Source organism: Cardiobacterium sp. Marseille-Q4385 (genome assembly GCF_916618745.1).
Lineage (GTDB): Bacteria > Pseudomonadota > Gammaproteobacteria > Cardiobacteriales > Cardiobacteriaceae > Cardiobacterium.
Genome location: NZ_OU745373.1, coordinates 2,486,439 through 2,501,201, shown reverse-complemented (window position 1 = coordinate 2,501,201; position 14,763 = coordinate 2,486,439). Strand labels below are relative to the sequence as shown.

Below are 14,763 nucleotides of genomic sequence, written 5' to 3'. Positions count from 1 at the left end.
GCGTTTCGTAAACCCGATGTTTCCCCGCTTAGCGACGCTAATCATTCACCGCAAAATCGGACAATGCCTGTTCTCAAATGGTATCTGTTTCAGCCCACAACCGCCCGAAAGCGGCTGCATGTCCGTGCCGTTGATGATGCAGATGTTGTTCGGGTTTCAACTCACAGCCGCTCGAAGGCGGCTGCCAGTTACACCACCTCGCCAACCGTACACCGCGCGTTTCAACTCACAGCCGCCCGAAGGCGGCTGCCAGGTAGATGTCAAAGCCCCGGTGCCGGGACTCGGAGTTTCAACTCACAGCCGCCCGAAGGCGGCTGCTGATTATGACTGCTGAAAAAGTAACATTTATGGAAGTTTCAACTCACAGCCGCCCGAAGGCGGCTGCCTGACTCGCGCCGATAAGGCGAGAGACCTAGATAGGGTTTCAACTCACAGCCGCCCGAAGGCGGCTGCATGATGCGCTTATCAGGCAGTAACCGCCTATAAAGTTTCAACTCACAGCCGCCCGAAGGCGGCTGCACAACAGCACTAGGAGCTGATATGACTGCTGAAGTTTCAACTCACAGCCGCCCGAAGGCGGCTGCTAATGCTGTAGTCGGCAAACTCCTCGGGCGGATTGTTTCAACTCACAGCCGCCCGAAGGCGGCTGCGCGCCTTCGATATCGTCCATTTTGTGCCAGCCGTCGTTTCAACTCACAGCCGCCCGAAGGCGGCTGCTGATTATGACTGCTGAAAAAGTAACATTTATGGAAGTTTCAACTCACAGCCGCCCGAAGGCGGCTGCCTGACTCGCGCCGATAAGGCGAGAGACCTAGATAGGGTTTCAACTCACAGCCGCCCGAAGGCGGCTGCATGATGCGCTTATCAGGCAGTAACCGCCTATAAAGTTTCAACTCACAGCCGCCCGAAGGCGGCTGCTTTCGGGGCCTTGCCGCTTGTATCAACGTCAAGGCTGTTTCAACTCACAGCCGCCCGAAGGCGGCTGCTTTTCCTTTCTATCATCATTAGCGCCTACGCGTTGTTTCAACTCACAGCCGCCCGAAGGCGGCTGCTATTGTCAAGCATTTGGTGCCGCGACAAGTAATCGTTTCAACTCACAGCCGCCCGAAGGCGGCTGCGGTCTGCCGGAAGAGTTGAGGAATTGTGGTATTGTTTCAACTCACAGCCGCCCGAAGGCGGCTGCGGAAAGGTGGTAGCAGTTACCACCTAAGCAAAAAGTTTCAACTCACAGCCGCCCGAAGGCGGCTGCTTCGGGGGATGCGGTTGTCAGTGATGATGATGTTGTTTCAACTCACAGCCGCCCGAAGGCGGCTGCTTCGGGGGATGCGGTTGTCAGTGATGATGATGTTGTTTCAACTCACAGCCGCCCGAAGGCGGCTGCTTGGAATTGGACGTCAGCTCCAAAAATTTGTTGGTTTCAACTCACAGCCGCCCGAAGGCGGCTGCTATGGTGCGCCGTTGTATTAATAACTGCGAGGTGGTTTCAACTCACAGCCGCCCGAAGGCGGCTGCTTGGGCGGGCTTGTAATTCGAGCCGTACCCAGTCTGTTTCAACTCACAGCCGCCCGAAGGCGGCTGCCTCAATCGTGTTTTGAGCATCCGTCAGTTCTTCAGTTTCAACTCACAGCCGCCCGAAGGCGGCTGCTTATCTACTCCAATAAAAAAGAAATTGTTGACAGTTTCAACTCACAGCCGCCCGAAGGCGGCTGCGACACGCGCAAGCGGGGGGGTGGCGGCGGCGGCCGTTTCAACTCACAGCCGCCCGAAGGCGGCTGCGATCAAGGAGATGCAGGGGCACATCCGCAAGGACGTTTCAACTCACAGCCGCCCGAAGGCGGCTGCGGACGCCGCGCAGATGGTCGTAGATGTCCATCACGTTTCAACTCACAGCCGCCCGAAGGCGGCTGCCTGTTATTGCCATTTGCTTTATCCGCGCAAGCCGGGTTTCAACTCACAGCCGCCCGAAGGCGGCTGCGCGAGACATCCACTCAGATACTCCACGCAACCGCGTTTCAACTCACAGCCGCCCGAAGGCGGCTGCCAACTGCCCACGACCTCACAATCCTACGCAGCCTGTTTCAACTCACAGCCGCCCGAAGGCGGCTGCGTTTACGGTTCATAAATCACAAATTTATAAACCGTTTCAACTCACAGCCGCCCGAAGGCGGCTGCATGAGGACGCGTCGCTCTTGAGGCGCTGCAAAGTGTTTCAACTCACAGCCGCCCGAAGGCGGCTGCTTGAGGGCAGCAATATCGAGGGCAGCATTGACTACGTTTCAACTCACAGCCGCCCGAAGGCGGCTGCTCGTCATATCGATTTTCCCCGCATGTTCGATAAATGTTTCAACTCACAGCCGCCCGAAGGCGGCTGCCTTTGTCGGAAGCAAGTGACAGATGCGAATGGTTGTTTCAACTCACAGCCGCCCGAAGGCGGCTGCTTCAGCCAGTCGATCATAGGTAAATTTACAAAGTGTTTCAACTCACAGCCGCCCGAAGGCGGCTGCATCACTCAAACGGATCTAGGAGGTCCCCATGCGTGTTTCAACTCACAGCCGCCCGAAGGCGGCTGCCGCCAAGCGCTGCTGTTCCTCTTCATGGGTCATGGTCAGTTTCAACTCACAGCCGCCCGAAGGCGGCTGCTTCCCAGACATTACTACGATTATTATGTGAGCGCCGTTTCAACTCACAGCCGCCCGAAGGCGGCTGCAGCTTCAAAACATTGTCAACGATTGAGCGCGTGCAGTTTCAACTCACAGCCGCCCGAAGGCGGCTGCGCCTTTACGTTTCTGCCACTCACATCTAAATCAAGTTTCAACTCACAGCCGCCCGAAGGCGGCTGCCGGAACACGCGTATTCTTGGTATGCAGGGACGCAGTTTCAACTCACAGCCGCCCGAAGGCGGCTGCGAGACTGACGCACCTGTGCTCAGTTAAATGCAAGTTTCAACTCACAGCCGCCCGAAGGCGGCTGCATCTGCTGCCAAAGCTTGTGGTTATCTTGACAGGGTTTCAACTCACAGCCGCCCGAAGGCGGCTGCGCCAACCTGCCATTTTCCACCGGGGCAACGGATGGTTTCAACTCACAGCCGCCCGAAGGCGGCTGCGATAACGCATCCTCTAATTCACCTAATCTGTCATGTTTCAACTCACAGCCGCCCGAAGGCGGCTGCTAATTGTGAAATGGAGGACCGTCGCGTAAAGAAGGTTTCAACTCACAGCCGCCCGAAGGCGGCTGCGCAAGACTTCCCCCGTCCTCAATGCGTACAGTCCAGTTTCAACTCACAGCCGCCCGAAGGCGGCTGCCTTTATGCCGCTGTCTGTAAACGTGTAAACACGTGTTTCAACTCACAGCCGCCCGAAGGCGGCTGCCAAGCACTTCCTCAACCGTCATTTCACCCGCCATGTTTCAACTCACAGCCGCCCGAAGGCGGCTGCGGCGTAAGTCGCCAATTTACGCATCATGATGCTGTGTTTCAACTCACAGCCGCCCGAAGGCGGCTGCTCCGGCTGTTTGGCTGTGGCCGAGATGGCCGGATAAGTTTCAACTCACAGCCGCCCGAAGGCGGCTGCGACCTTCGGCTTTAAGATGGTCAAGAGCATGCTGTTTCAACTCACAGCCGCCCGAAGGCGGCTGCTTAGCGCGGGGATTGTCCACGCACCGCTCACTGAGTTTCAACTCACAGCCGCCCGAAGGCGGCTGCCTTGTTACCGGACACCCCGGTGCGTCCAAAACGCTGTTTCAACTCACAGCCGCCCGAAGGCGGCTGCGTGGCGGTACGGTCAAAGGTGGGAGTTGCAAAGAGTTTCAACTCACAGCCGCCCGAAGGCGGCTGCTTGATCGCAACCACTCGCAACCATTGCCAAGACTCGTTTCAACTCACAGCCGCCCGAAGGCGGCTGCCTTGTCGTGTGGTGAGCACTATCACAGTACGCCGTTTCAACTCACAGCCGCCCGAAGGCGGCTGCCTACCAGCGCGCCCTCATCCGCGAGGCGCGGCTGGTTTCAACTCACAGCCGCCCGAAGGCGGCTGCATGCAGTTTGAGGCGACCTGCGCGGCTCAGTCGAAGTTTCAACTCACAGCCGCCCGAAGGCGGCTGCGACTTATATAAAAACTCGTAAATTAAGCGATGATGTTTCAACTCACAGCCGCCCGAAGGCGGCTGCGTGTCAATCGGGCAAGCCCCCCGCGTTGTTGGCAGTTTCAACTCACAGCCGCCCGAAGGCGGCTGCAAGAGCCAGGTTCAGGGGGCGTTGCGGACAGGCCTGTTTCAACTCACAGCCGCCCGAAGGCGGCTGCGCGCTAGCGTCATCGCGCCCACATTGGCCGCGGCGTTTCAACTCACAGCCGCCCGAAGGCGGCTGCGCAGGGTGAGGATTTCTGTGCCGCCCTGCTCCTTGTTTCAACTCACAGCCGCCCGAAGGCGGCTGCGCTTGTCAGGGTCCCACGGATACCAGTACTGCTCGTTTCAACTCACAGCCGCCCGAAGGCGGCTGCGATAACCGGCTTCGACCAGCGCTACCGCTGCCCCGTTTCAACTCACAGCCGCCCGAAGGCGGCTGCCAACCTATCTGATGTGGCGGACGGGGTTTAACCCGTTTCAACTCACAGCCGCCCGAAGGCGGCTGCAATTGAGCAGCGGCTTGACCCCGACCACAGTGATGTTTCAACTCACAGCCGCCCGAAGGCGGCTGCGGCGGATGCGGGTAGGGCAAAGGCCAGCCAGCCGTTTCAACTCACAGCCGCCCGAAGGCGGCTGCTGACGAGTATTTGGCCAAACGAGATCCCGATCCCGTTTCAACTCACAGCCGCCCGAAGGCGGCTGCGGAGCCGACCCGTATGCCCTCCTCTTGGGTCAAGCCGTTTCAACTCACAGCCGCCCGAAGGCGGCTGCGGTCGTTGGAAGAAAGGATGGTGGCGTAATGGTTGTTTCAACTCACAGCCGCCCGAAGGCGGCTGCACCGGGCAGCCTTTGGTATCTCTATAACTACTATAGTTTCAACTCACAGCCGCCCGAAGGCGGCTGCAAGAGCTTGAGGACTACGGCAAGGGTAAAGAGGGTGTTTCAACTCACAGCCGCCCGAAGGCGGCTGCGTAGGTTTCGTGCGCGATTGTGTATTTTGGGTTGTTTCAACTCACAGCCGCCCGAAGGCGGCTGCGCCAACCTGCCATTTTCCACCGGGGCAACGGATGGTTTCAACTCACAGCCGCCCGAAGGCGGCTGCAGCATTTGACACCGCGCGTTGTTTAGTTGCGATTGTTTCAACTCACAGCCGCCCGAAGGCGGCTGCCTAGTAGTACCCGACTTAGTCTCAAAAATGAGACGTTTCAACTCACAGCCGCCCGAAGGCGGCTGCATCTGCCAATAGAGCAGGGGCGCTATATCGTTGTCGTTTCAACTCACAGCCGCCCGAAGGCGGCTGCTGGTCACTGGACACCCCGGTGCGTCCAAAACGCTGTTTCAACTCACAGCCGCCCGAAGGCGGCTGCCGGTAATCGCTGCGGCGGCGGGTTTCTTTGTTGTGTTTCAACTCACAGCCGCCCGAAGGCGGCTGCGCCAAGAACATCCCGCCCGAATGCAAAGGGGATGTTTCAACTCACAGCCGCCCGAAGGCGGCTGCTTCAAATCATGCGTGCCGTTTGAGCCATCACCGGGTTTCAACTCACAGCCGCCCGAAGGCGGCTGCGCAAGGACGGCAAGGACAAAGCGAACGGCAGTCCGTTTCAACTCACAGCCGCCCGAAGGCGGCTGCCGCGCCGATAAGGCGAGAGGCCTAGATAGGAGACGTTTCAACTCACAGCCGCCCGAAGGCGGCTGCGACCATTGGTGTCGGTCACCTGCTCACGCGTAGCGTTTCAACTCACAGCCGCCCGAAGGCGGCTGCGCATCGCGAGGAGTCAGCATAGTATGTTGATTTGTTTCAACTCACAGCCGCCCGAAGGCGGCTGCATTCAAATCATGCGTGCCGTTTGAGCCATCACCGGTTTCAACTCACAGCCGCCCGAAGGCGGCTGCAATTCGTACACGACACCGCGTTTCGCGCCGGGGCGTTTCAACTCACAGCCGCCCGAAGGCGGCTGCAGCAGATTCGTCTCCGGTTGCTCATCCTTTGACTTGTTTCAACTCACAGCCGCCCGAAGGCGGCTGCTATGGTACGCCGCTGTATTAATAACTGCGAGGTGGTTTCAACTCACAGCCGCCCGAAGGCGGCTGCCTTCGGGGGCAACAAGACCTATCGCTACACCAACGTTTCAACTCACAGCCGCCCGAAGGCGGCTGCCCCGCCTACCCTGACGCCATGACTGCCCCACTCGTTTCAACTCACAGCCGCCCGAAGGCGGCTGCTATACCAACATTAGCGGCATCGACGTCGAGGGCTGCGTTTCAACTCACAGCCGCCCGAAGGCGGCTGCGCCAGTTGCGAGCGCTGCGCATCGCGATGAGGCGTTTCAACTCACAGCCGCCCGAAGGCGGCTGCCACCGCGCCCAGCCGAAAGTATTGGAGAGCTTCCCGTTTCAACTCACAGCCGCCCGAAGGCGGCTGCGTCAAATTCAATTTCTACAACAAAGACGGCACCCTGTTTCAACTCACAGCCGCCCGAAGGCGGCTGCACAGTGACTCCCTCAAATGACCGCGAAAAACAGGGTTTCAACTCACAGCCGCCCGAAGGCGGCTGCGAGCCGGTGCGAATATCATTTGTCAAACCCTCCCGTTTCAACTCACAGCCGCCCGAAGGCGGCTGCCTGATTAAGCATTTAATCCCGCGTGAAGTAACAGGTTTCAACTCACAGCCGCCCGAAGGCGGCTGCGTGTGATGCCGTAGTGCTCGCGCAGCCTGCGCAGTTTCAACTCACAGCCGCCCGAAGGCGGCTGCGTCAGATTTGTGTGGATAAATATCACGCCACGCCGGTTTCAACTCACAGCCGCCCGAAGGCGGCTGCATCCTGCATTACCAAATGGCTTATGGCCACATCTATGTTTCAACTCACAGCCGCCCGAAGGCGGCTGCAACAGAGGTTCTGTTTGGACCAGCAGCTTTAACATGTTTCAACTCACAGCCGCCCGAAGGCGGCCTGCCAAAGCAGGCTTTGTAATTGCCGGTTTCATAGCAGTTTCAACTCACAGCCGCCCGAAGGCGGCTGCACAAACTCGCCGGTATCCAGCCGCTGGATGACGTAGTTTCAACTCACAGCCGCCCGAAGGCGGCTGCCTGGTTACTGGGACACCCGGCGCGGGAAAAACCCTGTTTCAACTCACAGCCGCCCGAAGGCGGCTGCAAAGGACGTTAATCTTAACATTCGAATGTCGCCAGTTTCAACTCACAGCCGCCCGAAGGCGGCTGCGATAGTGCGCAAGCTGATTGAGCGATATATCGAGGTTTCAACTCACAGCCGCCCGAAGGCGGCTGCAAGGCAGGCTTTGTAATTGCCGGTTTCATAGCAGTTTCAACTCACAGCCGCCCGAAGGCGGCTGCGTAAAGGTGGCCGTGGTGGTGGTAACTACGGCCAGTTTCAACTCACAGCCGCCCGAAGGCGGCTGCGGATACATCCCAGCCATCGGCGGATGCAGGTAGGGTTTCAACTCACAGCCGCCCGAAGGCGGCTGCATGAAATCTCGCGCCACATCGACCCGCGTAAAGCGTTTCAACTCACAGCCGCCCGAAGGCGGCTGCCAAGGCAGGCTTTGTAATTGCCGGTTTCATAGCAGTTTCAACTCACAGCCGCCCGAAGGCGGCTGCGCGGATAGTCCTCGAGATAGTGGCAGCGCAGACGTTTCAACTCACAGCCGCCCGAAGGCGGCTGCCCAAGGCAGGCTTTGTAATTGCCGGTTTTATAGCAGTTTCAACTCACAGCCGCCCGAAGGCGGCTGCGGCCTCAATCTGCTCGCGGATGCGGTCATCATCGTGTTTCAACTCACAGCCGCCCGAAGGCGGCTGCTCCTCAAAGCCTGCCTGGTCACCGGCTATGGCGCGTTTCAACTCACAGCCGCCCGAAGGCGGCTGCCAAGTACGCAAACAGGCGTGGACGGCGGCAGACGTTTCAACTCACAGCCGCCCGAAGGCGGCTGCCGGTGTACCACCAAGCGGATAACTGCCTACCCCGGTTTCAACTCACAGCCGCCCGAAGGCGGCTGCCTTCTGGTGATACTCCTAGCATTTCGGCCATTTTGTTTCAACTCACAGCCGCCCGAAGGCGGCTGCAGGGTTTCATCGGCGCGTATTTGCGCAATTTGTCGTTTCAACTCACAGCCGCCCGAAGGCGGCTGCCCAGAAATTGCAAACCCAACTTGACGCACTCTTGTTTCAACTCACAGCCGCCCGAAGGCGGCTGCCCCATGGCGGTGAGGAAGTGGCCGACATACTGCAAGTTTCAACTCACAGCCGCCCGAAGGCGGCTGCCAATGTTCAGCCAGTCAATCATAGTGGATATAAAGTTTCAACTCACAGCCGCCCGAAGGCGGCTGCGTAAACGGCGGTTTATCTTTACCGGGATTTTCCGTTTCAACTCACAGCCGCCCGAAGGCGGCTGCGGCTCAAGCGGGGACAGGATATATATGGTCGGTGTTTCAACTCACAGCCGCCCGAAGGCGGCTGCAGGGTTTCATCGGCGCGTATTTGCGCAATTTGTCGTTTCAACTCACAGCCGCCCGAAGGCGGCTGCTATTGCCGGATATGCGCTTCCCGGTGGAAACACTGTTTCAACTCACAGCCGCCCGAAGGCGGCTGCTTTTGATGCTGTGACTGTGGCGCTGGCGCTGCAACGTTTCAACTCACAGCCGCCCGAAGGCGGCTGCCACGTTATCTTTCTTCGGCATTTCCAGCGGAATTGTTTCAACTCACAGCCGCCCGAAGGCGGCTGCGTGTATTTAGGGTTGATGCCGATGCGCCACAAAAGTTTCAACTCACAGCCGCCCGAAGGCGGCTGCTAACGCAAATCACCATCCTCCCTTCCCCAAAAAAAGGTTTCAACTCACAGCCGCCCGAAGGCGGCTGCCTGTGCCCGTTTCCCGCCCCGGGTCGTTCCAAAAGTTTCAACTCACAGCCGCCCGAAGGCGGCTGCACGTGTACATCTCGACGGGCATTATCCCCACCACGGTTTCAACTCACAGCCGCCCGAAGGCGGCTGCAGGGATTGCCGACAAACTGCGTACAGTTACCGGCAGTTTCAACTCACAGCCGCCCGAAGGCGGCTGCGGATGACCTCCCGACACTGCGGACAAGCGGGGTCGGTTTCAACTCACAGCCGCCCGAAGGCGGCTGCGCGGTGGTGGTGGCAACCACGGCGACAAGGACAAGTCGGTTTCAACTCACAGCCGCCCGAAGGCGGCTGCTCTCGTAGGCACGGAGCAGTCGCGATGACTGGCGCGTTTCAACTCACAGCCGCCCGAAGGCGGCTGCGCAACACGCTGTCAATGATCCTAACAGTCGTTACGTTTCAACTCACAGCCGCCCGAAGGCGGCTGCAGCCGATACTTGGGACGTGACCGCCGTCACAAACGTTTCAACTCACAGCCGCCCGAAGGCGGCTGCGCACGCAAGGCTTGTGGCTATACGCGCAAGGGGTGGTTTCAACTCACAGCCGCCCGAAGGCGGCTGCAATGCATTTTTTGCACTACAATGTACGCACATTAGTTTCAACTCACAGCCGCCCGAAGGCGGCTGCGATGACCTCCCGACACTGCGGACAAGCAGGGTCGGTTTCAACTCACAGCCGCCCGAAGGCGGCTGCGCCTCCATGCCAAACAAAAAGTGCGGCATAGCAAGTTTCAACTCACAGCCGCCCGAAGGCGGCTGCGTCGCGCCGGTGGCGGCTGCATCAGCCAATCCCGGTTTCAACTCACAGCCGCCCGAAGGCGGCTGCTTTTTATTGGAGTAAATAAGAAATATGTTTTCGTGTTTCAACTCACAGCCGCCCGAAGGCGGCTGCTTACGATCCAATGGTTGAGGTTGACGAGATAACCTCGTTTCAACTCACAGCCGCCCGAAGGCGGCTGCGCCTTTTCGGCGGATGGTGTGCCTTCGGAATGCGGTTTCAACTCACAGCCGCCCGAAGGCGGCTGCGACTTTTTTCCAGTCGGTCAGTGATTTTACGCTGTTTCAACTCACAGCCGCCCGAAGGCGGCTGCAGGACGGCGACAAAGGAGACGGCAAGGATAACCAGTTTCAACTCACAGCCGCCCGAAGGCGGCTGCCCGATATTATGCGTGCCATTCGACCCGTTACCGGGTTTCAACTCACAGCCGCCCGAAGGCGGCTGCCGACCAAAAAATACATTCTTCAACACCATCAATTGTTTCAACTCACAGCCGCCCGAAGGCGGCTGCGTAGAAGACGACCAAACCTTCATAGATTCAGTAAGTTTCAACTCACAGCCGCCCGAAGGCGGCTGCGTGCAGGATGAGAGGCGGCAACAGATTTACAACGTTTCAACTCACAGCCGCCCGAAGGCGGCTGCCGTCGTGCCTTCATCAAGCGATTGGAGCGTATGGGTTTCAACTCACAGCCGCCCGAAGGCGGCTGCAAGGTGCCCCACGGGGTTTTCGGTGGCTTGCAAGGTTTCAACTCACAGCCGCCCGAAGGCGGCTGCTCTCTGCATCAAAATCCGCGAAAAATCAGTTAATTACCAATAGCCTTTCGCTAACTCATTCCGACGTCAAAGAGTTTGGAAAGTATAGCGCCCGCTTTTGCGCCATACAGCCCTATAAATAACCCTGTTATTAAAGAACTGCCGCATTCGCTAACTTGCCCACTTTTTCATGAGAACCAATGGTTAGCGCGCTAAATAATCAGCGTATCCTTAAATACATCCACGGCCGGCTTCGCGCCATGATGTTCCACTTTGCCCCGCCATTTGCTGCCGAGATGATAGAAGCGCAGGCTGTCCGTCTCGGGTTTAAAAATATCAAGCAGCCCGGCTTTCAGCTTTACCCACTGATCAGGCGCGATGTCGCATTCAAAAACGGAAAATTGCACACGCACGCCATAATCCTGACAAAGTTTTGCCACACGTCGCAATCGCGCCGGGCCTTCCGGATCTTCGAGCGAAATGTCGTAAGTAATCAGCATCATCATGACCGTCTCCCGTACATCAGCGCATTAAAAACGGCGGATATTCCGCCAAATCTCCACGCAAGTGCCGCGCCAACAGCATCGCCTGAATATACGGCAGCAGCCCGATTTCTACTTCCTCGCCTAAAAACGGATGAACGATTTTCTCCTGCTTCTTCGTCTGCAAGGCTTGGAACAAGAGTTTACGCGCATCGACTTTCAAGCTTACTGCGCCGCTTGCCTCGGTAACAAAATCCTGCGGTTTGATTTGCCCGCGGTTAATCAGCGACAACACCAGCCTGTCTGCCCACCATGCGCGGAATTCTTCCAAAATATCCTGCGCCAAACTGTCGCGACCCGGTCGGTCGGCGTGTAGAAAACCCACCTGCGGGTCCAACCCCACGCCTTGCAGCGCGCCGCTGATGTCCTTGCCCAAAATGCTGTACACAAACGACAACAGCGCATTCACCCCGTCTCTGGGCGGACGGCGGTTTCGCCCGTCAAAAGTAAAGCTACTTTTTTCGCTCAAAAGCTGCCCGAACACGCCGAAATAACGCGCCGCCGCATCGCCTTCAATACCGCGCACCACGTCCAGCTCCGCCGCGCCCTTCAACTGCCGCAGCGAAATATTCAAAGCATCGACCGCACTTTGAATCGCCGCATTCTCGCCGTAATTGCGAATCTGCCGCTGAAGCACCCGTTTACTCGCCTGAATCTTCGCCGCAATGATATTGCGCGCAATCGGCACGGGATTTTGCTCCGACACCCGATACTGCGCCCGACGCAACAGCACATTGCCGCTCTGCCGTCCCTGAAGCCGCCCCAAGAAACGCCCGTTTTCCGTAAAAAACGCCAAATTCACATTATTTTCACCGCAAAACCCCAGCAAAAACGGCGACACCAGCACATTCCCAAAACAGAAAATATGCCCGATGGAATGCACCGGCAACTGCGCCACCTTCTTACGCTCCTGCTCCACCACCAGCGTCTCCCGCTCCTTATGCAGATAGCTGCCTTGCGTGGTGATGTAGAGCGTATTTTGCAGTTTGCGCATGGGGAACTCCTTGGATTTTGACCGCACTGTATTTACAGCTCAACCAATTCATTTATACCTATAGATTTTAAATATTGATATGTTCCATCATAAAATTCTTTTTGACGTGTGTTATCACTTTCACTGCCTTCTGGAATCCAGATTACCATGCCCTGCCTCGCTCTAGTCAATAAAACTCGATAAGCATTCTTGGTAAACTGTTTATCTTCTTCTTTATTGATATTTTGCCATTTGCACCCTTTAAAGGATTGGTAGTGCCACTGGTTATCCTGATAATAAAAATTTTCTCCCCAAGCTAGACATACCCAATCAAGCTCAAGTCCTTGAACATCAAACTCTGTTGCCACATCTTCTAAAAAATAAGAGGAACGCACATCATATTTAGGATTTAAAAACCAATTGGCCACGTCGATTTCATTTTTGACATGCACTCCCAATGCTTTCAGACGACGTGCCCCCGATGAGGCCACCAAGCCATAACGCTCACTTCCTTTGGCCTGCGCCTTCACCCATGCTTTAGCCTTTTGCAAATCCCTTGTAAGTACAATAGGATAATTGCTTTGAATTTCTTTCCAAAGTGACTTAGCTTGCTCATCCATATCTAATAACGCGTGTACCCATGCCGAAACTTTTTCTGACCGAAATGAGCGCACTGAAGTAGCCAGATGTAAATGGTTTTGCTCAACGCCTGTCGTAGATAACCAGTTTTTTATTGCAGCATCTTGCAAATAATTGTCTTGATTAACAATCAAATTAGAATAATGCACCTGCCAATCTGGGTAAGAAGATTGCAAAGCTTGCATCCAGGCAACAAGACCTGCCTCTCCCGTGTTGATTTCTTGCCCTTCTCCAATCAAGCAAACAATCACACACCAATTTTGATGACGATTCATTACCTCAATCAAAAATTCTGGCTCAGACTGATTAAAATCTGACTGTCCGCGTTTTTGACTCATAAATTTACTGGTTTGATGTTGATTCCACGCACGCTGCGCTTCATCAAATACCACAACTTTTTCAGTTGGTGCTTGTGAATTTTTCAAATATTCATCTCTAAAATGATGAATATTTTGAATGAATGCCCTGGTTTCTTTTAGTGCGGTTTCTTTTTTGATTTTATTTTTAATGGCTCTATTTCTTGCCAAAGCTTCTTGTAAAACTTGCACCAACGGGCCATTTCCTGATAAGAAAACAGCATGCTCATCTTCTGCTACTTTTAAACGCTGATTAGCAATATTGAGTCCAGCCAATGTCTTCCCTGCACCTGGAACACCAGTAACAAAACAAATAGCTTTTTTATTCCCTTGTTTAGCTTGCTCAATAATGTTGCTAATGCAATTAGCCGTAGCTGACAAATTTTTCGCTCCAGCATCTGAGCGCGTGATTTCCTCAATATCATGGTTTTGATAAAGCGCTTGTGCTGCTTCAATGATAGTAGGGGTTGGTTTGTATGAAGATTGCTCCCAAGCTGCAACATCCATCAGACTATTTGAATCATAAGGCTTGAAAAACTCATGCAAATTATGTGCATTTAATAAAATTGCATGATCTAGATTTTGTACAGTCTGAAAATTATTTTCAAAAATTGGCGCTTTCTCTGCAATCAATATAGGAATTAAATTTGCATAATGACTACCTTCATGAAAATTTCGTAAATCAAGCGCATAGTCAATCACTTGGTCAATGGCATACTTATCATATTGTTCGCTGCCAATTTTAAACTCTAGCAAAAAAATCTTATCTCCAAGAATTACAATATTATCAACACGCTTCCCCATTCTTGGAATTGAAAATTCAAAATAAATATAACCAGTTAGTTCTGCTAATTGTGACTTTAAAATAGTAATTTGCCGTTCCCATGCATTTTGTTGCGATTTTTCTAGTGTTTGATAACCATGATTTTTAGCTAATGTACCCAGAATATTTAAATCATCTTCTTGGATAAAATCAGCAATACTTTTACCATAATAAGCTCTTAACATAATTTATCTACCTAATATTAATTGTATTTCTTATAAAAATAGTTCTTCAATATAATCCTTTGACCTATCCCGTTTCCCCAACAACTCCGGCTGGCAAATCTCCACCAGTGAGCAGGCTTTGCAGCGTTTGCCGTAGCCGGGCGACGGGGTGTGTCCGCTATTTAAGAGTTCGCGCACAGCGGTGATGATGGCGAGTGTGTGGGCGCGCAGGTCGTCTGAAAACACAATGGGGACGCGGTGGCGGGTTTGCATATACCACAACGCGCCCTCAGAGATGGTTTGCCCTGTCATTTCTTCCAAGCACAAGCCTTGGGCGCAAAGCTGGATTTCGTCCATTGGGTCGGGTTTGGGTTTGCCGCGTTTGTATTCCACGGGTTTCAGACGGCCTGTTTTCATTTCTACTTCCACCAAATCCAACACGCCGCTGATGCCCAGTTTCTCCGCTGACACATGCACCGTCCGCTCAAAACGCACGCCCTTGCGCGTTTCCGGCTCACCCGAATCCACCCGCTCATGCAGCGCCTTGCCCTGCGCGGTTAAATAGTTCTCCGCCCACGCCTGCTCGTTGTGAATCAACGCGCATTGACGCGGGCAGAAGGCGTAGTGTTGCAGGGCGGAAAGGGGAATCAGGCGCGTATCCTGATTTTCCCCTTGGGTTTCGGTTAAAAGTGCGGTCATTT

At 55.1% G+C, this 14,763-nt stretch carries 4 protein-coding genes and 1 CRISPR repeat array; all 4 genes read right to left on the bottom strand.

The annotated features are described in order from the left end of the window. Nucleotides 1-86: 86 nt before the first annotated feature. Nucleotides 87-10,586: a CRISPR direct-repeat array (repeat unit 32 nt; unit sequence GTTTCAACTCACAGCCGCCCGAAGGCGGCTGC). A 191-nt stretch (nucleotides 10,587-10,777) separates the two neighbouring features. From cas2 to cas4, 4 genes are read right to left on the bottom strand one after another with little or no spacing between them, the layout of a single operon-like run. Beyond that, complete coding sequence (gene cas2, locus LG374_RS11900; RefSeq protein ID WP_225757896.1) at nucleotides 10,778-11,071, bottom strand: CRISPR-associated endonuclease Cas2; 294 nt, start codon at nucleotides 11,069-11,071, stop codon at nucleotides 10,778-10,780. A gap of 16 nt (nucleotides 11,072-11,087) precedes the next feature. Next, on the bottom strand, nucleotides 11,088-12,101 hold the full coding sequence (gene cas1c / locus LG374_RS11895; RefSeq protein WP_225757895.1) for a type I-C CRISPR-associated endonuclease Cas1c: 1,014 nt from the start codon (nucleotides 12,099-12,101) through the stop codon (nucleotides 11,088-11,090). Between the two features lie 32 nt (nucleotides 12,102-12,133). Continuing rightward, nucleotides 12,134-14,083, bottom strand: a complete 1,950-nt coding sequence (locus tag LG374_RS11890; RefSeq protein ID WP_225757894.1) for a DUF2075 domain-containing protein — start codon at nucleotides 14,081-14,083, stop codon at nucleotides 12,134-12,136. A gap of 30 nt (nucleotides 14,084-14,113) precedes the next feature. Continuing rightward, entirely contained in the window at nucleotides 14,114-14,761 is a 648-nt protein-coding gene (cas4, locus tag LG374_RS11885) for a CRISPR-associated protein Cas4 (protein WP_225757893.1), read from the bottom strand. Nucleotides 14,762-14,763 lie beyond the last annotated feature (2 nt).